This window comes from Mesorhizobium sp. M1365 (genome assembly GCF_040317865.1).
GTDB lineage: Bacteria > Pseudomonadota > Alphaproteobacteria > Rhizobiales > Rhizobiaceae > Mesorhizobium.
On record NZ_JAMYLG010000037.1, the window covers coordinates 1 to 23,698 of the forward strand.

At 59.5% G+C, this 23,698-nt stretch carries 20 protein-coding genes, 1 tRNA gene and 4 pseudogenes; 6 read left to right on the forward strand and 19 right to left on the reverse strand.

All coding sequences use genetic code 11. The annotated features are described in order from the left end of the window. A pseudogene (locus NKH04_RS26475) lies at positions 1 to 349 on the reverse strand (OmpA family protein); the annotation flags it as partial. A gap of 232 nt (positions 350 to 581) precedes the next feature. Between NKH04_RS26475 and NKH04_RS26480 the strand changes: the two are divergent. Both NKH04_RS26480 and NKH04_RS26485 read left to right on the forward strand, forming a co-directional pair. Next, positions 582 to 1,028 carry a YcgN family cysteine cluster protein gene (locus tag NKH04_RS26480; protein ID WP_023678278.1) on the forward strand — a complete coding sequence of 149 codons (447 nt, stop codon included), beginning with the start codon at positions 582 to 584 and terminating at the stop codon, positions 1,026 to 1,028. 225 nt (positions 1,029 to 1,253) lie between these two features. Beyond that, positions 1,254 to 1,613, forward strand: coding sequence for a hypothetical protein (locus tag NKH04_RS26485; protein ID WP_352637442.1), 360 nt, complete (start codon positions 1,254 to 1,256; stop codon positions 1,611 to 1,613). 132 nt (positions 1,614 to 1,745) lie between these two features. Here NKH04_RS26485 and NKH04_RS26490 read toward each other — a convergent pair whose 3' ends face one another. Next, positions 1,746 to 2,456, reverse strand: a complete 711-nt coding sequence (locus tag NKH04_RS26490; protein ID WP_352472400.1) for an SIMPL domain-containing protein — start codon at positions 2,454 to 2,456, stop codon at positions 1,746 to 1,748. Positions 2,457 to 2,629: 173 nt separating this feature from the next. Here NKH04_RS26490 and NKH04_RS26495 point away from each other — a divergent pair. Beyond that, a tRNA-Ile gene (locus NKH04_RS26495) sits at positions 2,630 to 2,705 on the forward strand. Between the two features lie 21 nt (positions 2,706 to 2,726). On the opposite strand, the gene NKH04_RS26500 is transcribed toward NKH04_RS26495, so the two are convergent. The 5 genes from NKH04_RS26500 to NKH04_RS26520 all read right to left on the reverse strand — a co-directional run bounded on the left by NKH04_RS26500 (position 2,727) and on the right by NKH04_RS26520 (position 9,538). Continuing rightward, positions 2,727 to 3,959: a tyrosine-type recombinase/integrase gene (locus tag NKH04_RS26500; RefSeq protein ID WP_353045200.1), complete on the reverse strand. Its 1,233-nt coding sequence runs from the start codon at positions 3,957 to 3,959 to the stop codon at positions 2,727 to 2,729. Positions 3,960 to 4,613: 654 nt separating this feature from the next. Then, positions 4,614 to 5,927, reverse strand: coding sequence for an HlyD family type I secretion periplasmic adaptor subunit (locus NKH04_RS26505; protein WP_353045201.1), 1,314 nt, complete (start codon positions 5,925 to 5,927; stop codon positions 4,614 to 4,616). Then, positions 5,902 to 7,671 carry a type I secretion system permease/ATPase gene (locus tag NKH04_RS26510; protein WP_353045223.1) on the reverse strand — a complete coding sequence of 590 codons (1,770 nt, stop codon included), beginning with the start codon at positions 7,669 to 7,671 and terminating at the stop codon, positions 5,902 to 5,904. Before NKH04_RS26510 ends, NKH04_RS26505 begins: the two co-directional genes overlap by 26 nt. Before the next feature lie 396 nt (positions 7,672 to 8,067). After that, positions 8,068 to 8,859 carry a calcium-binding protein gene (locus NKH04_RS26515; protein WP_352483785.1) on the reverse strand — a complete coding sequence of 264 codons (792 nt, stop codon included), beginning with the start codon at positions 8,857 to 8,859 and terminating at the stop codon, positions 8,068 to 8,070. Between the two features lie 469 nt (positions 8,860 to 9,328). Further along, positions 9,329 to 9,538 (reverse strand): hypothetical protein, encoded by a 210-nt coding sequence (locus NKH04_RS26520; protein WP_352811373.1) that lies wholly within the window; start codon positions 9,536 to 9,538, stop codon positions 9,329 to 9,331. Between the two features lie 32 nt (positions 9,539 to 9,570). On the opposite strand from NKH04_RS26520, the pseudogene NKH04_RS26525 reads away from it, so the two are divergent. Then, positions 9,571 to 9,729, forward strand: a pseudogene (locus NKH04_RS26525) (IS66 family transposase); the annotation flags it as partial. Between the two features lie 29 nt (positions 9,730 to 9,758). Here NKH04_RS26525 and NKH04_RS26530 read toward each other — a convergent pair. The 9 genes and pseudogenes from NKH04_RS26530 to NKH04_RS26570 form a co-directional block, all read right to left on the reverse strand. Beyond that, positions 9,759 to 10,025 (reverse strand): annotated as a pseudogene (locus tag NKH04_RS26530) (hypothetical protein); the annotation flags it as partial. Positions 10,026 to 10,033: 8 nt separating this feature from the next. Next, positions 10,034 to 10,996, reverse strand: a complete 963-nt coding sequence (locus NKH04_RS26535; protein WP_352516375.1) for a LysR family transcriptional regulator — start codon at positions 10,994 to 10,996, stop codon at positions 10,034 to 10,036. Positions 10,997 to 11,063: 67 nt separating this feature from the next. Next, positions 11,064 to 11,852 (reverse strand): ABC transporter permease, encoded by a 789-nt coding sequence (locus tag NKH04_RS26540; protein WP_353045202.1) that lies wholly within the window; start codon positions 11,850 to 11,852, stop codon positions 11,064 to 11,066. A gap of 3 nt (positions 11,853 to 11,855) precedes the next feature. Next, positions 11,856 to 12,767 (reverse strand): nodulation factor ABC transporter ATP-binding protein NodI, encoded by a 912-nt coding sequence (gene nodI, locus NKH04_RS26545; protein WP_352715578.1) that lies wholly within the window; start codon positions 12,765 to 12,767, stop codon positions 11,856 to 11,858. Between the two features lie 7 nt (positions 12,768 to 12,774). Further along, positions 12,775 to 13,056: pseudogene (locus NKH04_RS26550) on the reverse strand (carbamoyltransferase N-terminal domain-containing protein); the annotation flags it as partial. Between the two features lie 35 nt (positions 13,057 to 13,091). Continuing rightward, positions 13,092 to 13,688 (reverse strand): nodulation methyltransferase NodS, encoded by a 597-nt coding sequence (nodS, locus tag NKH04_RS26555; protein ID WP_031194123.1) that lies wholly within the window; start codon positions 13,686 to 13,688, stop codon positions 13,092 to 13,094. A gap of 80 nt (positions 13,689 to 13,768) precedes the next feature. Beyond that, entirely contained in the window at positions 13,769 to 15,094 is a 1,326-nt protein-coding gene (gene nodC / locus NKH04_RS26560) for a chitooligosaccharide synthase NodC (protein WP_353045203.1), read from the reverse strand. Between the two features lie 14 nt (positions 15,095 to 15,108). Then, complete coding sequence (gene nodB / locus NKH04_RS26565; RefSeq protein WP_352715587.1) at positions 15,109 to 15,768, reverse strand: chitooligosaccharide deacetylase NodB; 660 nt, start codon at positions 15,766 to 15,768, stop codon at positions 15,109 to 15,111. After that, positions 15,765 to 16,358: a NodA family N-acyltransferase gene (locus tag NKH04_RS26570; RefSeq protein WP_352715590.1), complete on the reverse strand. Its 594-nt coding sequence runs from the start codon at positions 16,356 to 16,358 to the stop codon at positions 15,765 to 15,767. Before NKH04_RS26570 ends, nodB begins: the two co-directional genes overlap by 4 nt. A 266-nt stretch (positions 16,359 to 16,624) precedes the next feature. Here NKH04_RS26570 and NKH04_RS26575 point away from each other — a divergent pair, with 266 nt between their 5' ends. Next, complete coding sequence (locus NKH04_RS26575) at positions 16,625 to 17,554, forward strand: LysR family transcriptional regulator (protein WP_352457033.1); 930 nt, start codon at positions 16,625 to 16,627, stop codon at positions 17,552 to 17,554. Positions 17,555 to 18,109: 555 nt separating this feature from the next. Here the strand turns inward: NKH04_RS26575 and NKH04_RS26580 are convergent. From NKH04_RS26580 to NKH04_RS26590, 3 genes are all read right to left on the reverse strand, one after another. Beyond that, positions 18,110 to 19,141: a LacI family DNA-binding transcriptional regulator gene (locus NKH04_RS26580; protein ID WP_353045204.1), complete on the reverse strand. Its 1,032-nt coding sequence runs from the start codon at positions 19,139 to 19,141 to the stop codon at positions 18,110 to 18,112. Positions 19,142 to 19,443: 302 nt separating this feature from the next. After that, a complete protein-coding gene (locus NKH04_RS26585) occupies positions 19,444 to 20,772 on the reverse strand; it encodes a dicarboxylate/amino acid:cation symporter (protein ID WP_353045205.1) in 1,329 nt (442 codons plus the stop codon). Between the two features lie 54 nt (positions 20,773 to 20,826). Then, positions 20,827 to 21,036 (reverse strand): hypothetical protein, encoded by a 210-nt coding sequence (locus NKH04_RS26590; protein WP_353045206.1) that lies wholly within the window; start codon positions 21,034 to 21,036, stop codon positions 20,827 to 20,829. Between the two features lie 732 nt (positions 21,037 to 21,768). Between NKH04_RS26590 and nifA the strand changes: the two genes are divergently transcribed. Next, positions 21,769 to 23,541, forward strand: coding sequence for a nif-specific transcriptional activator NifA (nifA, locus tag NKH04_RS26595; RefSeq protein WP_353038409.1), 1,773 nt, complete (start codon positions 21,769 to 21,771; stop codon positions 23,539 to 23,541). Positions 23,542 to 23,698: the final 157 nt, after the last annotated feature.

Consider the following 23,698-nt stretch of genomic DNA (forward strand, 5'->3'; position numbering starts at 1 on the left):
GAGCGATCTGCTCGGCCGGAGCGGATTCTGTTTGCTGCTGCTGATTGCGCCGCTTCTTGCGGGGTTGCTCGGACTCGGCTGGAGCCGCCTGCTCGGCCGGAGCGGATTCCGTTTGCTGCTGCTGGTCGCGCTTCTTCTTTCTGGGCTGCTCTGCCTGCTGGCTTTGCGCGCAGGCCTCCGCCGACTCGCCCTCGGCGCAACTCGATTGCACTGGGATGAGCGGCGCTGCGGTACGTTGCACGGGGCCGAATGCGGCGTCGCCTTGCAGTGGGAACGCGCCTAGCGGCGCGGACGCCATCAACAGGCCAAGCGCCGTGCCTGCCAGAATCCGTGGTTGGCGTTTCATCATAAACACTCCTTGTGGCGTCCCATCCATGCCCAAACTTTCAGCAACCATGTTTGGTTCCTGTTTGTAGGTTCTAGCTGTGGCACAGGGCGATTGACCGGCGTTTTGAAGGCGACTTCATGTCATTCGTATGGTCCTGGCGTATGTTCCGGCGTATGGTCCCGGCGTATCGTTCGGACGAGGGTGCACGGTTGCCGTGCTTGACCTTGAAGCGTCCGGGGGCCACATGCCGACGATGGAAAAGCCGTTCTGGAAGACCAAGACGCTCGAGGCGATGACCCCGGCCGAGTGGGAATCACTCTGCGACGGTTGTGGCAAGTGCTGCCTGTCGAAACTCGAAGACGAGGACACCGGAGAGATCTACTGGACCAGCGTCGGCTGCCGGCTGTTCGACGCTGGAAGCTGCCGCTGCTCCGACTATGCCAACCGGCTGGCGCGTGTTCCGGATTGCGTCGGGCTGACGCCGCAGAACGTGCGCACCATCAGCTGGCTGCCCAAGACCTGCGCTTACCGGCTGGTGGCCGAGGGCCGCGATCTCTATTGGTGGCACAGGCTGGTGTCGGGAAGCGACGAGACCGTGCACGAGGCCGGCATCTCGATGCGCGGCCGGGTCAGCGCCAGCGAGACCGACCTTGCCGAGCCGGACGACTATTTCGACCATATGCTCGCGGACGAGCCTTAGGATTTCCTGCGGTAACGAAGACCGGGAACCATGGCAAAAGGGTACGTTCCCCATCTGCCCTGCATAGAACGGTTCCAGAAACGGACAGACTAACGGCTGGCCCATTCTTGCCGCATGAACGGGGGATGAATGGCCGGTTCGCAAAAAATTCAGACAGGCGGGTGCATTCTCCTCGCATAGGTTTGACGAAAACGGGTGGAAACCCTCAAACAAGGAGAGAAGACAATGTTCAATACCATCAAGACGGTTGCTCTTTCGGCACTTGTCGGCCTTGGCACGCTTGCTGCCATCCCCGCTCATGCTGACAGCATCTATCTCGGCTTCGGCAACAACCAGGATCCGCGCGTCGGCGTCTATACCGGCGACGAAGATGATGGTTACTATCGCGAACACCGCCGTCATGGCGGCTGGCGCCGGTCCTGTTCGCCGGAGCGTGCCATTGACAAGGCCGAACGCATGGGCCTGCACCGCGCCCGCATCATCGACATCAACCGCCGCACGGTCAAGGTCGCCGGCCGCCAGTATGGCGACCGCGTCGTAATCGTATTCGCCAACGAGCGCGGCTGTCCGATCATCTATCGCTAAGGTCTTCGGGCTTGCGGCCGGCTGACTTGCAGCCGGTAGAGTAGCGGAGCCCTTTCCGCCAGGACGGAAAGCGCGGCTCAAAAAACCCCGGAGGATCGATCCTCCGGGGTTTTTTCATGCTGCAAGCGATGATCATTTCAATTCGAAAGTCACCGTCACCTGTGCGGTATAGGAATTCTCGCCGGCTTGCACCGGGACCGACGCGCCGGCGGCATCGAATGCCTTGGCGTTGATCGGCATCGGCGGTGGTGCGAAATTCTGGTCGGTGATTTCCAGGACCCGGCCGATGCCGACGCCGGCCGCTTCGGCCAGCGTCTTGGCCTTGGCCATGGCATTGGCGACGGCCTTCTTGCGCGCCTCGGTGACGGCTGCCGCCGGATCGTCGTTGGAGAAGGAGATGCCGCCGCCCTGGTTGACGCCGAGCGACACCGCCTTGTCGAGAATGTCGCCGGTCTTGTCGATGTCGCGGACGCGCACCGAAAGCGTGTTGGTCACCTGATAGGCGACAAGCTCGGCCTCCTGGCTGCCGTCGGGCTTGTTGGTGTAGTTATAGCGCGGATTGATCTGGATGCCCGCTGTCTGCAGGTCGCGCTCCTTGATGCCGGACGATTTCATGGCAGCGATCACCGCGGCCATGGCGTCGTTATTGGCATCGAGCGCTGCACGTGCCGTCTTGGCTTCGCGCATGACGCTGAGCGTCAGCAGAGCCAGATCGGGTGCTATCGCCGCCTCGCCTTCACCGGTGACGACGATACGCGGCGGCGGTGGCGAATCGGCGGCGGCCGCGATCGCCGGAAATGCGATTGCGGCGGCAATCGCCAGGGGCAAGATACGTCTGGTCATGAAATCTCCTCGATCTGGGATCCCAAGACAGCCGAGTGTTGGCCGGCGTCCAATGGGCGACGTGCAATAGGTTATCAATATGGGCTGATTTGGGCGATCCCTGCCAGCCCCCTTGGAACGCCTGCTCGGAAAGCCTTGTGCGGTTCAGGGAAAAACACTAATCCAGCGCCGTGGGGCCTGTAGCTCAATGGTTAGAGCCGGCGGCTCATAACCGCTTGGTTGGGGGTTCGAGTCCCTCCGGGCCCACCATTGGCTTTTGTGGCCGTTGATTTAATTGGATTTTTTGGCCATTTTTGTCCCACCTCTTTCAACCCCCTCAGAAAGTGGGACAATTTTGTTCTCTTTTCGATCGATAACCAGCAGGTATTTCGCCGCTCTCGCTACCTTCCGGCGACGCGCTTTCTTGATGTAGTGGTCGGGCTGCTGGTACGTAGTCCACCCATATATCGCCTTCAGCTGCTCGTGCGTCGCGCCGTTCTCAGCGGCGATCGTCGCGCCGGCCTTGCGAATTCCATGAGCACTGCAGTGCGGCAGCTCAGCTTGATCACACCACTGGCGCATCTTGTTGCCCAGACCGTTCTCCGAGAACGGGCGACCATACTCATTGACCAGGAAGGTCATCTGGTCGGAGGGCGTGTGCTCAAGTTCCGCCTCTAGTTCGGGCAGAAGCGGGAGCTCCACCAACACCGCATCCTTGTTACGACTGGTCTTCCCAGGCTTAATTCTGATCCACTTCTCCCACTGCTCGGTCTCCTCGTTGTAGACGAGCGTGATGTGCTGTCGACCGAAGATCGCGACGTCGGACAACCGCAGGCCAGTAAACATGAAGATCGAGAGCGCACGTCTGGCTGCGGTACCCAGCGGATGCCGCTTCTCATATTGAACGATCTCCGACACGTCCCATGGGTGCCAGCCGTCGCCGCTCTTTAGCCGTCTGATGCCGCGGGCGGGATTGGAGTCGACGCCCGGAATCTCTGTGTCCTTTGCCCACTCAAACATCGCGCTGATGGCTTTTACGATATTGTTTGCCGCGCCAAGGGCGTCGAGCCTGGTGTCCCTGATCTCCTTAACATGAGACCGTTTCATACCGGCGAATGGCAGAGATCCCTTGGTGGGATACTGAGGATCCGGGTCACCTTCGAGGGGATGAGGTAATTCGCATACGCGCTCCAGAATTGCTCGTCGGCGCGCCATAGTGTCTTGGGTGATTTCCGTGCCGCCCCGACGGTAATACTCCTGGCAAAGCCACAGCAACGTGCCTTTCTTCGCTGGCTCGGAAGGCTTGGGGAGGCGCCGGCAAATCTCGGGAAGAGTGCCGGGCCGAACATAAGTGACCTCGGCGCGCGCGCACCGCAGTTCCTCGAGGAACTCGTCGCTGCCGGTCGGTTCACGGAGCCGGACCTTCTTCCGACCCGGTGCGCGAAAATAGTACCGATCATTGCCGTGGCGATCAGTGTCCTTCACTACGCCCTTAAGATCGACCTTCACGGGCTCATCCGTCATGTTCGTGGTTTTCGATCCCAAGGATTGTCTAGTGGCGGCGAATCTTCGTCAAGCTTTGGTGCTCCTCCGATTTGGCGGTGAGGGAGCTTTCGAAACGCCAATACAAGTTCCTCGACGTCCCAAACAATGCGCCCCTTGCTCGGCATTCGTGGCTGCGGCATCCGGCCGTCCTGGACCATTTCATCAAAGGTCGTTGAGCTTACGCCGATGAACGTCGCAGCCTGCTCGCGATTGATTCCTACCGGCGGGAGCGAGGGCGGCAAGACGCTCGGGGTGCGCAGCATCGGTTTAGTGCGTTGAAAGCGCGTCTTTGGCGCCTGCCTGTCTTTCTATGCACCTGTCCGAATATTGCAGACGCTCAATCATGTCCTGGCCCTGTGCTTGCAGGCTCACCTAGGTCTCCAGACCTAGGATCGCTCAAGACACCGGACTCTTTTCCAGCCTTTGTGTACGATGATGGGTATCTTAATGCGCTCGAGGCCAAGAACTGAATGGGCAGCGACTTGCAAGGGCAAAATGACCGCGGAACCACGTATCTGAGTCAGAGGCGCAATCCAACTGAGGAACGCATGGTTGTGTTTTCAGACGGTTATGACTCTCATGCATGCGTAACAACCAACAAGAATACCAACAAAATATTTCTGTGGATCACTTTCATTCCTCATGGAATGCGCGACTGATTTGGTCCGACAGCGGCTTCACAAAATAAGAAAGCGCCGTACGCTCGCCCGTCTGGATCATCGCTTCGGCCGGCATGCCGGGCACGAGCGTCAGGTCCTTGAGCTTCGTCAGTTCCGCATGCGGAACCGACAGACGCACCAGGTAATACGAAACGCCGTTTTTTTCGTCCGTCGCCAGATCGGCTGCGATCCGGCTGACATATCCGTTCAATACCGGCGTGGTCCTCAGATTGAAGGCTGACATCCGCAGCACGGCCTTGTGACCAAGCTGGATTTGGTCGATGTCCTTCGGGGTGATTCGTGCTTCAAGCGCAAGATCGTCGCCTTCCGGCACGATTAGCATAATCGGATCGGCGGGCGTGATCACTCCTCCGACAGTATGAACTGCGAGTTGTTGAATGGCGCCTGACTGCGGCGCGACAATATCGATCCGTCGCAGTTCCTGTTCAGCCGCCACCTTGCGCTCAACATACTCCCCAACCTGCGCCTGAACCTCTCTGAGCTCTTGGCCGACTTCCGTCTTGAAATCCGGATCGATCTGCAGGATCTGCAGGCGCGTTTCGGCTATGCGGGCTGCGCTCTGTGCCTGTTGTGCAATCTTCTCACCGCGTTCGCCGCCGAAAGTGGCAACCTGCGTCTTCAGACTGTTCAAGCGTTGGTCCGAGACAATGCCTTGGACGCGCAGCCCACTCAGGGCAGCAATTTCCTTTTGGAGGATCTCGGTGCTTTTCTCACAAGCGATTTCCTGCGCCTTGAGCCCCTCGATCTCGTGCTCATATTGAGTGATGCGTTCCGCTAGCTGCGCCTGCCTTCCGTCGCGGGATTGTCTGCGGAATTCGAACAGCCGCGTCTCGCCATGTACTGCCGAAGCTACGTCCGGAACATCTCTGCGGGCGAGCAGCCAGTCCGGGAAGGCGATCTCCGCCAGATCGTCACGCTCAGCTTCGAGTCGTGCCAGGTTGGCGGCCAGCTCATCGAGCCGCTTGGTGACTACAGCGAGAGTGGCGCGCGTCTGGGTGGCGTCGAGCCGCATGAGGATGTCGCCGGCTTTTACTTTATCACCTTCGCTCACCAGGATTTCTCCCACCACCCCGCCGGTCGGGTGCTGCACCTTCTTCACATAGGAATCGACGACAAAGTGTCCGGACGCGACAACCGCGCCGGACAGATTCGTGAAGGCCGCCCAGGCTCCGGCTCCTCCCACAAAGATCACGCTCGCCAGCAGGCCCGCCACCAGATGCCGGCGAATGGACCTGGAAACGTCATTGTTCTGATGAATGCCGGACACCGGGATCCTCCATGTCAGCGCGCTCGTTATCCTGTGTAGACTCGATGGCCTTGACCCCAGCGCCTGATGCCATCGCTGCCCCCTTAAGGACTTTGGAAAGCGCTTCATCACGCGCACCGAATGCTCGCTGCCGTCCACCTTCCATCACCAACACCAAATCCACGGCGCGGATGGCGCTCGGCCGATGGGCAACGACAACCGCAATGCCCTTGCGCTCGCGCACGGAGGCGATCGCCTTAACGACCGCAGCCTCGCCTTCCGCATCGAGATTGGCATTGGGTTCATCGAGCACAACAAGGAAAGGGTCTCGATAAAGGGCACGGGCAAGACCGACACGCTGGCGCTGCCCGGCGGAAAGTGCCGATCCGGCCTCACCAATCGGGGTTTCGTAGCCGCGCTCAAATCGGAGGATCAGTTCGTGCGTGCCCGCTGCCTTCGCCGCGGCGACAATAGCCTCAGGGTCAGGATCGTCTTCAAAACGAGCGATGTTTTCGGCAATGGTGCCGTCGAATAGTTCAACACCTTGCGGCAGATAGCCGATATGACGGCCTAGCGCTTCCCGGTCCCATTGATCGAGGCTTGCGCTGTCGATGCGAACCTTTCCGGCGACCGGCGTCCATGCGCCGACGATGGCGCGCGAGAGTGTCGACTTGCCCGAACCCGATGCACCGATGATCCCGAGTGCGCTTCCCGCCTGAACGGCAAACGCAAGGCCGGTCACGGTCGGCTTCCTTTCGCCGGGCGGAACGATTGTCACGCCTTCGAGGCGGAGTTCGCGTTCAGGTGCAGGCATTGGCATAACAGGAGCGGTTTCAGGAACCTTTCCCAGGAGGTCCTCCAGCCGCGCCCAACCCTGGCGCGCCATGAGGAAGGGTTTCCAGCTTGAAATGGCCAGATCGACCGGAGCCAGCGCACGCCCCATCATGATCGAACTTGCAATCATGACCCCGGCCGTAGCCTCCTGACTGATCACAAGGTACGCGCCGACGGCAAGAATGGCCGATTGCAGCAGCACGCGCAGCGACTTTGAAATGGCACCCAGCCCACCTGCCACGTCCCCGGCTTTCCGGCTGGCGGCCAGATACTTGGCATTGGCCGTGTGCCATCGGGCAGCGATCCGCCTTCCGAGACCGAGAGCTTGCACGACCTCGGCATTGCAACGCGCTGCTTGCAGTAGACCATTTCGTGCCATGTTGTGGGCAATGGTATCGCGTATCGGTTGTTGCGAGAGAGTGTTGGCAAGAAGTGTCAGAGATGTGAGACCGATCGCCCCGATAAGGGCCGTCATGCCGATCCAGAAATGAAAGAGGAAGCAAATGGCAAGATAAAGCAGCATCCATGGCAGATCGAAGAACGCTGTCGGACCGTTTCCACCTAAGAATCCGCGAATATTGTCGAGATCGCGAAGCGGCTGCAAGCCGTCGCCCGGCATGCGCGTTAAAAGCGGAAGGCGAACGATCGCATCGTGAACGCGTCCGGAAAACTGTTCATCGAAACGCTCGCCAATCCGCAGCAGCACGCGGGCGCGCAAAACGTCGAGCAGGCATTGGAACGCATAAAGCCCTGCAGCAAGCACGACGAGCCCCACTAGCGTCGATACGCTGCCACTTGCCAGAACGCGGTCGTAGACCTGAAGCATGAACAGCGGCGAGATCAGCGCAAGCACGTTGACCACGCCGCTGATCAACAGAATTCCCCAAATAGCGGAACTCAGAGGGAAAGGTCTCAAAGCTGAATCCTTCAAGGAATGGTTACTCACGTAGGGCTCCGTGAAGATCTGGCGACCCAGCTCCCTATATTGCTCCCCGAGCGGCAACCGACTGCATCCGCGCGCTGATTCAGGATCAGTGCTCCCGCCGAATGTGTTTGGTTTGGCATCTAATGGAGCGGGTCAACAACAACACCGTCCGGCTGAAGGTTTGGAAGGGCAACGTCATCGTGGCCGGCCGCAAGGGCCCGAACAGGCTTCCGCCTCCACGCCTTCAGGGAGATTTCGGTGTACGACCAGCGCGACGTGCAGGGCTTCGTCAAGCTGTACACGCTGCGACTGCTCCCGGGCGCCCCGGCCCATCGCAAGTAGCGGAAACGGAAAGCGCCCGCCCCCGGGGGGCGGGGCGCTGTTCCGTATGGGTTTTCTGGATCAAACGAAGGTGAAGTCCGACGCGGTCAGGCCTAGGTCGGCCACGGTGACCACACCGCCCAGGTGGACGAATTCATGCGCGTTGTTGTCGGCGGTGACATAGGCCAGAGTTGCGACTCTGTCGGTGTAGCTGCTTTGGTAGACAATGATGTCGCCGGCGTGCTCGCCGGAGATCGCACTCGCGGCTTCAGAAGCAGAGTTGAAAGATTCGCCAGTGATTACCACGACGTGTTCGCCGTTCGCACCTGAGGCCGCACCACTGTAGAAGCTGCTCACCGGGTAGCCGGACTGTATGCTGGCGTTGTTGACGAAGTTCGCGCCAAAACCGTCATTGTAGAGGCCCACCGCATCGAAGGCGAACTTGTCCTCCGCCGGGTTGAAATCGGTGATAGTGGTAATGTCCGACTTCGACCCGACAACCCCAGGCACCGGATTGTGGAACTGGAACACGAACGTGTCACTGTCGGTGCCCCCGGTCAACGTGTCCTGGCCGTCACCCACGTAGAGGACATCCTGGCCGGGACCGCCGCTGAGCCTGTCATTGTCCTCACCGGAGACGCGCGGGTTGAAGCGGCCGTTGTCGCCGGAGAGATCGTCCCAGCCATCTCCGCCGAAGATGCGGTCGTTACCCTTGCCGCCGATGAGTCGGTCACTGTCCGGGCCACCCGAGATCTCGTCGTTGCCGCCACGACCGTCAATCCAGTCACCGCCCTGGAAACCCTCCATCCAATCGTCAAGCTCGGTGCCGATGAGTGTTTCGGCACCCGGGCCACCCTCGATAATCTTTGCCATCGAAAATACTCCTAATGATGCACCCTGCCTGACGCGTTCATATTGCTCATCGGATAATTAGAGAAATCGATTGCTTGGATAGGCACACATTTACGAAATGGATGCACTCACGTTCACTTCCTTCTGCTGAGCAGTTGCGGGCTCGCTGGCGGCGGGGACGCTGGTCGCCCAAGCAATCGATCTGAAGATTCGACACTCAAACCACCAGGACAACACTTCGTAACGGGGCCGACCTGGTTCGGCCCCAAACTTCTCTCTGTTTGCTCGACGCCGGCATACCCGCACCGTAAGCGCTGGACGAGGACAAGTTCCGCTGGCCGCGGGTGGAGAACGGCGTGATCCGGCTTGCCGCGCGGAACTGATGGCGCTCGTCGAAGGCATGGACTGGCGCGTTTGAGCCGAACGGAGACGGCGTCCGACGTCGGCCGGATAGGCCGTGGCGAAGTGACTCAGGCGCAAAAGGCGGGCCTCAGGCCGTGCAAAATAAGCTCCTGTCGGCGTCATGACGAGAAGCGCTTCGGCCCGTCCCCACGAAATCGATCCGCTCAAGGCGATGTTCGTCGCCATGGCGGCGGAGAAGGCCGAACTGCAACAACTCCGGAGCGAAACACTCAAGGCCGAGATCGTCCGGATGGCGACACTCAACGAGCGTGCCCAGGAGAAGATCGCCGACCTTCATGGGATCATCAAGCAGCTGGAGCGCGCCGCTTCGGTCGCAGCTCCGAGAAGCTCGAACGTGCCCAGCAGGCCTTCGCCTTCGAAATCCAGACTGGGCTCGGCGCGATTGAGTCCGAGCTCGAGGCCGCAAGACCGACAGGCGAGCCGCGACGTGCTGCGCGACCGCGCAAGGCGTTCCCGGCGCATCTGGAGCGGGTCGAGATCGTCATCCAGCCCGAGCCATGGGGGAAGAAGCGCTCCCGCAGCCAATTGTCCGGTCCGTCAAACGCGGTCGGCCGCACAGGCTTGCGAAACGGAACAGTCCCGCCCTCGCTTAGATACCGAGGCACCGTGTTGCGCGCGCACCCGAATTCCTTCCCCCGTCGGTTCATTCCCCAGCCAAGCTCATGCAGCCGCAGCATCGTTGCCACCTCTTCAGGCTGAAGGATCTGCTCTCCCTGCATCGTTCTCGACAATGCAGGAATCGCCCAATCCCAATCGCCATCCATGCCTCCTCTCATAACCGAGGGGTCGTCGGCCGACAACTGAGACGTCCGGTGCTCTTAGGCGGGGTAATCATACGAGATGCCTCCTGCAACATCATTTCCCGCATCCATAGGCTTGCCGGATCATTATTGTGAAGCGCAGGCCATTGGACGGCCTCCGTGAATGCGGCAGGAAGTGGCGGCGGAAGTTCGACAATCCGCAGGGGTGTTAATTTTGCGAAATGCTGCGCCAGCCGTAAGGGCATTGTCCCGATGCGGTTGGTGCCTGATAGAAGGGGCGGGATCATGCTAAAGCCCTGTACGACGACCTCGATACGTCTCTCGAAACCGTTCTCGAGCAAATACCATTCCTCGATGGAGGGCTGCCGGGTGTCCCCGAATTTAAGCACAACCTGCCCCATCGACAAGTATCGGTCGAATGTAAGTGGCTCTGACAGCTGCTTGTTCGTGCCGCAGCCTACGCACACGAGCATATCTTCGAACAGGGCTGCGCGAGGATGTTTCGACATGAACACTTCCGGCATAATCAGAAAATCAACGTCGCCGCGCCGGAGAAGCTCCTCGGGGTCGTCGGAAATAAGCAGACATTCGAAGCGGACGGCGGGAGCTTCCCGCGCAGCACGCTTTACGATCTTCTTAAAAAATACGAGCGTGAGGTAATCGGAAAGGATGATGCGGAAGCGACGATCCGATCGGGCCGGGTTAAAGGCGTCCCAGGAAATAATCGACAGCTGGATGTGCAGCAATGCCTCCCGGACTGCTGTGGCGAGCCCCTCCGCGCGCGGTGTCAAAATGAGCTCGCGGCCGTTCATCGTAAATAGCTCATCGCTGAAATAGGCGCGTAACCGACCGACGGCGGCGCTCATGGCCGGCTGACTCAGGTTAATACTGCGGGCCGCGGCGGTGACTTTACGCTCCCTGATCAAAGCGTCCAGCACAACGAGGAGATTTAGATCGAGTCCCTTAAAACGCATGTATTGACCTATCCGACGCGTGGATGGGTATCGCCCAAAGAATCAATTTTACGAATGGTGAGTAGCGTCAACGCATCAGCCGACGACGAAATAGAGCAACCGATAGGAAGAACGGTAAAACCGTGTATATGCAAAGCGCGCCGATATGCAGGCCCATGCTGCCGGCCGGACGGCCAAGCATCGCCGGACGAATGAGGTCAATTGCATGTGCGAGCGGCAACAAGGAGGCGACGTCCTGAAAAGCGCCGGGCAATTGGTTGACCGGAAACATCGCGCCGCAAAGGAACAGCATGGGTGTTATAACAAGCGTATTATAAAATATGAAATATTCATAACTGGGCGCAAGCGCCGTGACGACCATCGCTAGACTCGCGAAGGCGAGGCCACTGAGAGCGATGACTGGCAGCAAGCAGAGGATGGATGGCCACGATGTGTAGCCGAGCGTGGTGGCAACAATAGTGATTGCTGTGCCCGCCATCAGGGCCTTGGTGGCTGCCCACGCCACTTCGCCGAGTAAGATATCGCCGAGCGTCAGCTGAGTGCATAGCATTCCTTCCCAGGTGCGCTGGTTGTCCATGCGGCCGAAACTCCCGTAAACCGTTTCAGCAGTCGCCGATGCCATCGCGCTTGTGGCAACCATGCCAGCCGCGAGAAACGCAATGTACGAAGTGCCCTCAACAGGACCTATCATTGTTCCGATGCCAAAGCCGAGACCGAACAGATAGATCATCGGATCGGCGAGGTTGCCGAGAACCGATGCAAGCCCGATTTTCTTCCATCCAAGATAGTTGCGGCGCCAAACCGCGACCCAATTCCATGCATTGGCGGGCATGGCCGCCGCATAACGTTCGCCCATTGTTCAGTCCTCCATCTCGCGCCCGGTTAGCCGCAAGAACACATCCTCGAGATTGGGGGGTCGCTGCAGAAGGCGCAGACCCGCGCGCCCGCGTAGCTGCACCAGCACCTGCTCCGGATCGGGTGCATAGCAAAAAAGCGTCTCACCGCTCACCTCGATGCGCTGTGCGTACGGCCGGATCAGCGCACCCAGTTCATGCGGATTGCCGCCGTAGACCTCGACCACGTCACAGCCGATCTGCTCGTCAATGAGTGCGGACGGGCGGCCTTCGGCGATCTTGCGCCCCTCCTCCATAACGCACAGCCGATCGCACAGCCGCTCGGCCTCTTCCATGAAATGGGTAGTCAAAAGAATAGTCTTGCCCCGCGCCAGCAGCGATCGCAGCCGTTCCCAGATCAGGTGGCGGGCCTGCGGATCGAGGCCGGTGGTCGGCTCGTCCATCACCAGCAAGTGCGGGTCATTGATCAGCGCACGCGCGAGCGTCAGGCGCCGCTTCATGCCGCCGGACAGTTCGCCGACGCGCGCATCCGCTTTGTTCTCGAGGCGGGCGAACTCAAGCAGCGACGGTATGACCGCTTCGATCTGGCGTCTGCTCATCCGGAAGTAGCGCCCGAACACCAACAGGTTCTCGCGTACAGTGAACGCGGTATCAAGATTGTCGAACTGCGGGACCACGCCGATGCGCATACGTGCCAAACGCGCGCGCGCCGGCACTGGAGCGCCGAGCACAGTAATCTTCCCCGCATCAGGCGATGTCATGCCGAGGACCATACGCGCAATCGTGCTTTTGCCCGCACCGTTCGGTCCCAAGAGCCCGAAGCATTCCCCCGCCGCAACGCGGAACGACAGTCTGTCGACAACGAGCTTGTCATAAGTTTTGCTTACGTCAGTAAGATCGATCGCTACCATGGACATGGGTTCATTTTACCGAGGGGGACGCCAAGACTGGCGGTTGTTTGGTTGCCTGCCGGACCTGAAACTGTGACTCGTCTTCGCCATCCCAGGCGTCGATAACGAACTGATCGACATCACAAGGATTTAGCCCCTGTTCCGCCAAAGCGGCGACAATTGCGTCGAGATTATCGATGGTTTGATAACGCGGATTGTTGTGCCGCTTTTCCTGCTCAACGCAGAAGACGAGCCGTCCATCCTCGACAAGGGCGATCGCCCCATCATGGGTCAGCTTGGTACCACAGATGCGCATACTGTCTCCACGTTAACGGCGATAGATTCGATTCATCAGGAAGCGGAAAGCGGGTTCCGGAAACGGACGAGCAAGCAGTCTTCGTTGACCGACTCGCCCCGACACTCAAGACGCTCTACCTCGATCAACGTTTCGTTCAGCATGGCGATGACCGGCTCAGCACCAGCGGCGTGACCCCAGCGACGGCAATTAGCATCCCTTGCCGATCCGAAGATCAGATGCCCGCCTGGCGCAAGCACCCGCACCAGGTTTTTGACGGCCGCGCGCATCTCGGCTATGTCTTCGAGGTAGTATAGGACCTCCGCCACAACGATCAGGTCAAACAACTCGTCGGTCGAAAACTGTTGAACATCGGAGACTATCCAGTTGATGCGCGACGGCTCCTTTATCCGTTGACGTGCTCGAGCAATCGCTTGCGCCACGACATCGATGACGGTGAGCCCTTGGCAGTTGGGAGCTAATTTTTCCGTGAATGCGCCGGCAGCGCACCCGACTTCGAGGGCATTTGTAATGGAGCCTTGGGCAAGCGCCAGCTGGAGCATTTGCGTGTGGCGCTCCCGCTCGAACGGATTGCCGTCGAGGCGCCACGGATCGTCTGCGGCCAATTCCCGATCGAGCAACTGATGATTCATGTTCTGGGTCAAACTCGTCCACCTCTCGTCCACCTAGGTAATTAGCGATCACTCGTCGCCGCAGATGTTGCTCGACAGCGCTAATCCCGAAGAATCCGCGCAAGATTGAGCCTGCGAAGCGGAGCCGCATGCGGTGAGAATTCTGCCCTGCTTGATCCAGTGATCGGAGTTTGGGTGGGGGCCTGTTTTCCCCCAGTGTTCGATGTAGCGACAGCAGAGCTTCGCGACAGCCAATCGCTATTGCTCAATGTACACAGCGCGTAGGCCTTCAAGGGAAGTAAGAGAAAGATGTTGATGAACGTGTGCAGGGAAAAGCCCAGAAATCGAAACTGTCGAGCACGAAATGCTACCACGCTGCATCGGACCATGGTCATGGACACAATCATCAGTCCTGTCCACCAAGGCACAGTGCCTGTCAGTGCGAAATGTGCGAGGCCCGTTAGTACCGATAGGGCGAGGAGTAGCGGCCCGAGATTCTGTCCGACCACGTCCAACGTGAGATAGCTATTGAGGCCGGGCAGCAAGCGCAGCCCAAGCAGCGTGTCCCGGAATGTGCTTCGTGCCCAACGGAGTTGTTGGCGCAGATACGGTCCGAGTCTGTTCGGAACGACTGTGGCCGCGATGGCGCCCGGAACGTACTCGGTTCGAAAGCCTGCTTTCAGCATGAGGATAGTGAGATGGCGATCCTCCCCGAAGTCGCTTGGCTTGCCCCGAAAAAATTGCGACTCGTACTGGTCCAGTAACAAAAGGAGCGCAGACCGGCGGTACATGGCACATGGGCCGCAACAGCACATAACGGCACCGAAGCGAGCCTGTGCCGCGCGCTCCTCGTTGCAAGCCAGCCAGTACTCCATGTCTATCAGCCTTGTCAGCCAGCTCTCGCTCCGGTTACTGGCAATCAACTGACCCATGACTGCGCCGACCGCTGGATCTCGCATCTTCGGTACAAGCTTGGTGAGGACGTCGGGCGCGAGTATCGTGTCTGAATCAACGTTAAGCACCAAATCCCCGGATGAGCGGCGTATCGCGGCGATCTGCGCCTTGCGCTTTCCAACATTCTCGGGAAGCAAAATGATGTCGAACCTAGGGTCGCGCGCGTAGGTTTCGTGGACAGTTCCTACGGCTTCGCGATTTCCAGAACCGTCATCAACCACATAGACCCGAAGTCTTCCGGCGTATTCTTGGTCTGCAATGGACGCCAGGCACTCTGAAAGCGTGCGCGGATCCTCGTTGAAGCAGGGGACGATGACATCCACGCTGGGCAGTTGATCGGAGCCGACGAGATCCTCCAACGCCGATGAGTCGTTTGTCGGCAGAGCATAAATCCCCTGCATGCTCTTATAAGCAGTCGAGAGCAGTGCATAAAGCGAAATGGCCACAGTGCTGGTTGTACCAAGAAGAGTCATGGGATCTCGTTTGTTCAGTGATGTTGAGGAAGTGAGCGGATTACAAATCCGCGCTCATGAAGTGCTGGAATCAGCCGGGACAGCGCCGTGACCGTCTGGTCGCGCAGACCGGCGTGAGCGCCCTGGCTCAACTCGCCGGGAGGGCATCCGTCGTGCAAGAGTACGATTGCGCCCGGCCGGACAGAGGCGAGCACGGTATCGATAATCGCGTCGGCCCCAGGGCGAGACCAATCTCGAGGGTCGACGGACCAATGGAGGGCCGTCAGCCCGGCGATCTGTGACGCTGTGAAGACTTCTTCGCTCCAGGCCCCGTAGGGCGCGCGAATATAGCGCACCGAGGCCTGAGGGCACGCCCTCATGATGGCGCCGTTCGCTTCAAAGATCTCACGTTGCACTTCGCCGAAGCCGCATTTGTACAGATCCGGATGAGTCATCGTGTGGTTGCCTAGCTCGTGCCCTGCTGCAAACATTCGTTGGATTAGATCCGGGTGCTCTAAGGCGTAGGCGCCGATGACGAAGAAAGTCGCCGGCACCCGCTGCTCTGCCAACACATCCAGAATCTCCGGTGTGAAAAGTGGATTGGGACCGTCGTCAAACGTCAGATAAACGCTGCGACGGCCGGTGCCGTCAGAGCACTCACGGCGCACTTCGTACAAGCAATCGGGACGGCTCATAGCTCTGGTCCGTTCCGATCGATCATCGTGCCCGTGGGCCATTCGCTGATCGGCCGTCCAACTGGCAGAACAATGGTGAGTGCGTCATCGATGCGTGTGGGCGGCAGGTCGAGGCGCGCCTCTGGTCGGGTGGAGCGCACGCGAATTCCCGACAAAACGGCCATAGGGCTGTATCGCCGCCCGAACCTCTCAACATGATTCCGCAGCGCGTCCCGGACGGTTCCGAAAGCGAATGGAACGCCAAGCTCCTGCAGTATTGGAAGCATGACATGGATTGAATGGGCGATTCCGAGACCCTCAAGATCCGGACGTACCCCGTACAGGCCCAGCTCAGCCACCAACAGATCGACCGCGTCAACCTTGATGAAACGGCGCAGTATGCCCATGTGAGCCGCTACACCGCTCGAATCATAGGCGATTGCGCGGAGTTCAGGCCTGGCTCCGGCCCAGCTTCGACTACCTTTGAACGGTTCTGCGTTGGACGCCCCAGTCGGCCCGTAGGTATTACGAAAGAACTGGGCGAGCTCGACGTGGTCCGAGAGCTGCAACTCGTTTTCCCAGCACAATTTCCACTGCACCTGAGGGCGCATTCAGGACCTCTCTTCAAAATAGTTTCTTGCGGGCCGCATTACCCGGCCAAAGCGGCGGCGTTGTTGGCTGCACTCAACCGTTGTCGTTAGCGAAGGTGAGCCAGCCGGTGGGGCTCGCCAATGAGCTCTCTCGATGTTCCCGCCCGTCGCGGCGCCGTCGATTTGAGCTTGACGTCGGTCATTTACGTTCCTCTAATGCATGGTTCGTAAATTCGTAAAATTGATTGTTTAGATGATGCCCATCCACACGCTGGATAGATCAGGATATGCGGTTTAAGGGGCTGGATCTGAATCTCCTCGTTGTGCTGGACGCTCTGATCAGGGAGCGTAAAGTCACTGCCGCGGCCAACAGTATTAACCTGAGCCAGCCGGCCATGAGCGCCGCCGTCGCTCGGTTACGCGCCTACTTCAGCAATGAGCTATTTACGATGAACGGCCGCGAGCTCATTTTGACACCGCGCGCGGAGGGGCTTGCCCCAGCAGTCCGGGACGCATTGCTGCACATCCAGCTATCGATTATTTCCTCCGACGCCTTTAACCCAGCCCAATCGGATCGTCTCTTCCGAATCATGCTTTCCGATTACCTCACGCTCGTGCTTTTTAAGAGGATCGTAGAGCGTACTGCGCGGGAAGCTCCCGCCGTCCGCTTCGAATGCCTGCCTATTTGCGACGACCCCGAGGAGCTTCTCCGGCGCGGCGACGTTGATTTTCTGATTATGCCGGAAGTGTTCATGTCGAAACATCCTCGCGCAGCCCTGTTCGAAGATATGCTCGTATGCGTAGGCTGCGGCACGAACAAGCAGCTGTCAGAGCCACTTACATTCGAGCGATACTTGTCGATGGGGCATGTCGTGCTCAAATTCAGGCACACCCGGCAGCCCACCATGGAGGAGTGGTATTTGCTCGAGCACGGTTTCGAGAGACGTATCGAGGTCGTCGTACAGGGCTTTAGCCTGATCGCGCCCGTCCTATCAGGCACCAACCGCATCGGGACCATGCCCTTACGGCTGGCGCAGCATTTCGCAAAAACAACACCCCTGCGGATTGTCGGACTTCCGCCGCCACTTCCTCATCCCGCATTCACGGAGGCCGTCCAATGGCCCGCGCTTCACAATACTGATCCGGCAAGCCTGTGGATGCGGGAAATGATGTTGCAGGAGGCATCTCGCCTGGCGCCTTTGCTTGAAAGCTATTGAGCGTCTCGGGCTTCCTGGAGGCGGTCGCGATCGCGTAGGAGCGGTTGCCATTCGGGCGTCAGGCCTTTGGCTCGGCAGAGCGGCGCAGTTCCTTGCTGAGTACGAGGGCCAGGAACGAGCAGAACACATGCCCGGGTTGGTGCTGAGTTGACTGCCGCCTCCGATTTCGCGTGCGAAGTCCCAGAAGATGTCTAGCCCCACTCAAATGCCAACTTTGCCGGCCTTGCCGCGGCTTTTCACGCGCGGCCAGGCGAGGAGATGCCGGTCGACGAGGTCAATCCCAATGGACTGTGCCGGCCTCGCTCGGCTACTGGCGTGAGGCATCCTTGACGACACCGCCCTGGACCGACAACGTCGAGATGTTGGCAATGAAGCCGGTCGGGACCTCGCGCTTCCGCCTGAACGCGTGGCCGATCCGTTCACCCAATTGGCGCTTCATCCTGGGCCGCGGCTGAGGCCTGTGGGGTGCGGCTACCCCGCGTGGATGGGATCATCAATCAACTTTCTCTCATTTATGAAAGGAAACTTCCCCGCTTACGATAGAAGCCATCAGTTTCATATATTTTCCGGCAGATGAATGTCGAACGGCAGAAATGTCTGTCCTGGTGTTTCAGCAGTGCCGGTCTCGATAGCCCGCGTCATCAGCGTTATCAGCTCCTGGGAAAGCCGGCGCATTGGCGTGGCGACCGCCATCGTGATGATGTTATCTGCGAGTGCCGCCCGAGATTCCGGCGTGATTTCATTCACGATCGCGACGAGATCCCGACTTTTGCCCTCTTCACGGACCGCGGAGATGGCGCCCTCCATCCCGCCGCCTGCGACATAGAAGCCGACGAGCTCCGGTTCCCGCTGCATGAGGTCAAGCGTTGCCTCGTAGGTGATCTGCCGTTTCTCGAGGTTCACGAGCGGATCGAGCACCTCGAACGTCGGCGCGTTCTCACGGCAATAGGAGCGAAAGCCGACGTCGCGGAGCTCGTGCCCCTGGAAACGATGGCTGCCCACAAACACCGCCACCTTGCCGGGCCGTTTTGCGACTTTGGACACCATCCAAGCGGCCGTGCGTCCCACCTTGCGGTTGTTGAGGCCGATATAGCCCTGTCGCACGCCGGCGGCGAAGTCGGAAAGCAGCGAGAAAACCGGAATGCCTTTGGCCTTGAGGTCCTCAACCGCTGCTGTAATTTTCGGGTGGTCCGGTGCCACCATCGCGATCGCATGGCAGCGTGCGCCCAAATCCTTGAGCGGTGCGATTAGGTCGCTCGGCATATGTGACGGGGCGAATTGGATGAGCGGAATGCCGTGGAAGGACTGGGCCAAATTGACCGACGCTTCGACCTCGCGCGCAAAGTCTTGGTAAAAATGCTGGGCCGGTTTTCTCAAGATGAAGCCCAGACGGTAGCACGGTAGGTCTCGCCGCAAGCGCTGCTTGATGAGCCCGGCAGCATGATAGCCGATCGCGTGGGCGGCGTCGTGGACCCGCCGCGCGGTCTCCTCGCGCACCGGATGGCGGGCGTTCAGAACCCGATCGACCGTTGCTACGCTGACTCGGGCTTCGCGGGCGAGATCGGCAATTGTGGGGCGCTTGGTCATGGGTCCTATTCTGATTGGTTTTTGACGCAGGCTGGCTCTCTGTCACCTAGCGCGATTCGACAATGGTTTCGGGTGGGCAAAGTGAAGACGCCCGCATACTGAATGGTCGACAGCGTATTGGACTACTCCAGACGTAGACCGGCCGGGTATAACGGAAGGTTCATTCGCTTAGGGCGGCGACGATTTGCACTCACACATTTAGCGCTTCTGATACATGGTCCGTGAGGCGCCGTTTAGAGCCTGCGAGTCGATCGTTCAGGTCATGTGACCAGCTTGGCGAAACCGGTCGCGGTGCGTCGCCCTTAATCGGCGGAGGATAGCCGGTTTGATGCCTCGGCAAGCTGATGACCGCAGAAGGCGGCTTTCATCTGCGCTTGGTCCAATTCTCCTTCCCAGCGGGCGACGACGAGGGATGCCACTGCGTTACCAACGCAATTCGTCAGCGCCCGGCATTCGGACATGAAGCGGTCGATGCCGAGTATCAGTGCCATCCCAGCAACGGGAACACTCGGAACTACGGCGAGCGTAGCAGCCAGGGTGATGAAGCCCGCACCTGTCACACCTGCAGCGCCCTTGGAGGAAAGCATCGCAACGAGCAGCAGCAGCACCTGATCGCCGATTGACAGATCCGTGTTCGTCGCCTGCGCGATGAAGAGGGCCGCCAGCGTCATGTAGATATTGGTGCCGTCCAGATTGAACGAATATCCGGCCGGGATGACGAGACCCACAACCGAACGCCTGGCGCCCGCCTTCTCCATCTTCTGCATGAGCGAGGGAAGCGCGGCCTCCGAGGAGGACGTTGCGAGGACAAGCAGTAGCTCTTCCTTGATGTAGCGAATGAGAGAAAAGATCGAAAAGCCGTTGTAGCGGCAGACCGCGCCGAGAACCCCGAACACGAAGAGGAAGGCGGTGAAATAGAACGTCGCGACCAGCATCGCGAGATTGACGACCGAACCGATGCCATATCTGCCGATGGTGAACGCCATTGCGCCGAAAGCGCCGATCGGCGCAGCCTTCATCAGAATGCCAACGAGCTTGAAGACAGGCGCGATGAGCACCTGAAGAAAGCAAACGACAGGCTTGCCCGTCTCTCCGGCCGTCGCCAGCGCCATGCCGAACAGAACCGAGAAGAACAGGACCTGCAGGATGTCGCCTTCCGCGAAGGCACCGACAATCGTTGGCGGGATGATGTTCATCAGGAAGCCGGTGACCGACTGCTCGTGGGCCTTTGCGGCGTAGGTATTCACGGCCTGGACATCGAGCGAGGCCGGATCGATGTTGAGGCCGGTGCCAGGCCGGACGACATTGGCGACGATGAGGCCGACGATCAGCGCGAGCGTCGAGAAGGTGAGGAAATAGACCATTGCCTTGCCGGCGACCCGGCCGACCTTGTGAAGATCGTTCATGCCGGCAATGCCGGTCGCAATTGTCAGGAAGATGACAGGCGCGATGATCATCTTGACCAGCTTGATGAAGGCATCACCCAGCGGCTTCAGGCTCTCGCCGGTCCCCGGATAGAAATAGCCAATTGCGACGCCGAGGGCGATGGCAGCAAGCACCTGCGCGTAAAGCTTGGCATAGAAGGGTTTGCGGGGCGCGGGACTCGCGCCGCGGACTTGTGCAGCTGACACTGTTTCTCTCTCCCTGACCGGATCGAGGTGGCGTGACTTCTCCCGGGCTTCTCCCTATCGCGGCGCTCCGGTCGAACGCTGCACCAACGCCGCCGCAATACCCATGCCAAATGGATCCGCATGACCTGAACTGACGTTGGGCTCGCCAATGATGGGATGAGTCCGGTGGCACAAGACGGGAATGACAAGGCCGCCGTCCAGCACGCCCTTGATGTTCTCCGGCAGATTGCCGGTCGATCTCTCTGGCGTGCGGTTTTGCTGCACATCGTGGTGGGCCCCTCGGTTTGCCGACTTTGGGAAGGGCCGCATCGCTGGCACCAGGGAGAATTGCCGTGCTCTTTGCCGCGCTCCCGCTGCAGCGACAGCTTGAAAGCGACGTCGAGACGTAGAGATTGACGCCGCTGGTGCTGACCGCGACGATGCGGTTCAGAAGTTCCGAGCACCGCCGAGAAAGCCGCGCTCGACCGCCAGCTTCGCGCCTTCACACGCGACGCCGCCGCCTTATCTGCGTCATCAATATCGAGAAAATGGCGGTTGCCGCCGACCAGTGTCGTCGGCAGTGATTATCGCTCCCGCCCCTGGTTCGCAGGCGCTGGTCAATGGCGCGGCCCGGCAATTTACACTCTGGGCGGTCAGCCGCTCGGGAACCGCATCGCCGGCGCCGTATTTCTGTCGTTCAACATCGCCGACAAAAATTAGAACTGATGAATTCTATCATAGGCCGCGAGGTTTCCTTTCACGAATGAAAGAAAGCTCGATTGACTATCCCGCCTCGCTCCAGTCTTTTGAATCAACGTGTGGTTGCCCCGGTGCAAGCCGAGAACGTAGCCAAGCTTCGTGGAGGGAGAGCCAAGCGATGCGTCAGGGGTCGACCCGCTTTGCACTCGACCACACGCCGGGGCACGAGTTCACGTCAGAGCATTTTCGCGCTTGCCCGCGACGTCACGGGCGCACATGCCGCCGGCATTCATTTGATGGCGCGAGATCGAGGATCACATGCACCACAACATTCCCAAATCAGAACAAAATGCCAGCGAGTGCCGCATTTCGCTTCCGGATGCGAAAAGGGCTTACCCAAAGTCCGAGACGAACACCGCGGTCCCTTTTGTGCCATCGCACGAGCACGCGCTTACCGGCATCTTCGAAATATCGAAAGTACTCACCGACCCCGCCCGGCTCGAAGTCACGTTGGCCAAGGTCGTCGATCTCCTGCCCTCGTTTGTGCAGATGCGGCACGGCATCATCGCTCTCTTCGACGCTGAGGGCATACTGGACATCACCGTAGTCACCGGCTGCGACGAGAACAGCGATGAGCGCTCCCGGATGCGTCTGCCGCGCAAGGCAATCGATCGGATTGTGACGACGGACACGCCGCTCGTCGCCGAGAACATAGCGGTGCATTCGGCCTTCACTGCCGCTGACATAGAGGTGCTTGGGGCCTCCGACCCCGTGTCGTTCATCGGCGTTCCTATTCGTGTTGATGGGAACGCCGTAGGCACGCTGACTATCGACCGCGCCTTGGACAGCAGGTCAACGTATCGGCTCGATTATGATGTCCGGCTGCTCACCATGATCGCCAACATGGTGGCACAGACAGTCAAGTTGCACCGCTTCTCCGCGGGCGACCGCGAACGACCGACAGAGGTGGAAGATCGGCTGCAAACGCAATTCTCTGATGTCAAGCACCCTGCACCGCAGCGCAAGAAGGTTCACGTCAAGGGAATGATTGGCGACAGTCCGGCGCTAAGCGCGCTGCTCGAGAAGATCGCAGTGGTAGCCAAGGCAAAGACCACGGTTCTGTTGCGAGGCGAATCCGGTACCGGGAAGGAGCTGGTCGCCAAGGCAATTCACGAGTTGTCGCCGCGCGCCAAGCGGCCCTTCATCAAACTCAATTGTGCAGCGCTGCCAGAGACAGTCCTGGAATCCGAATTGTTCGGTCATGAGAAGGGTGCCTTCACAAGCGCGTTCAATTCCCGCAAGGGTCGCTTTGAGCTCGCCGACAAGGGGACGTTGTTTCTGGATGAGATCGGCGAGATCTCGGCCTCCTTCCAGGCAAAGCTACTGCGCGTGCTGCAGGAGCAGGAGTTTGAGCGCGTCGGCAGCAACCAGACCATCAAGGTCGACGTTCGCGTGATTGCCGCCACGAACAGGAACCTTGAAGAGGCGGTTGCAAGGAATGAGTTCCGCGCCGACCTATATTATCGCATCAACGTGGTTCCCTTGCTGGTGCCGGCATTACGCCAAAGGCGCAGCGATATTCCGCTCCTCGCAGCTGAGTTTCTCAAGAATTTCAACGATGAGAACGGCCGTACGCTGACCTTCGATGCGCGTGCGATTGAAGTACTGATGAAATGTGAATTTCCCGGCAACATTCGCGAGCTTGAAAATTGCGTGCACCGGACAGCGATCCTGGCGGAGGGACTATCAATCGGGAGAAACGACTTTGCGTGCTCCCATGACCAATGCTTTGCCGAGGCGCTGCGGAAGAGCAGATCGGGCAAGGCCGCGCTGCAACCAGCGCCAATCCTCCCAGAGGCAGTGAATCCGGCCACGCCGCCGGATGCGGCCGCTCGTTCGGCCGCCACCACAGTCCCGCCTGCCGGAGCAACCCACTCATTGGGCGCGAGGACCACCGACGCCGAGCGCGTCATTGCTGCCATGGAAAGATGTGGCTGGGTGCAGGCAAAGGCGGCGCGCCTGCTTGGACTGACCCCGCGCCAGATTGGCTACGTGCTGAGAAAATACGGCATCGAGGTCAAGCGTCTGTGAAAGCATGACTCAGCCGGATTAGCTGAGACCGCTTAGCGGCTTGGCCCGCGCAGGGATGCAGATCCGCGTCCGCGTCAAGTCAATCCGACCGAGGACAGCCTGGCCGAATTCCCGTGGCAGCCGGCGTTGCGACCATCTTGTGAAAGGCGACGCTGCC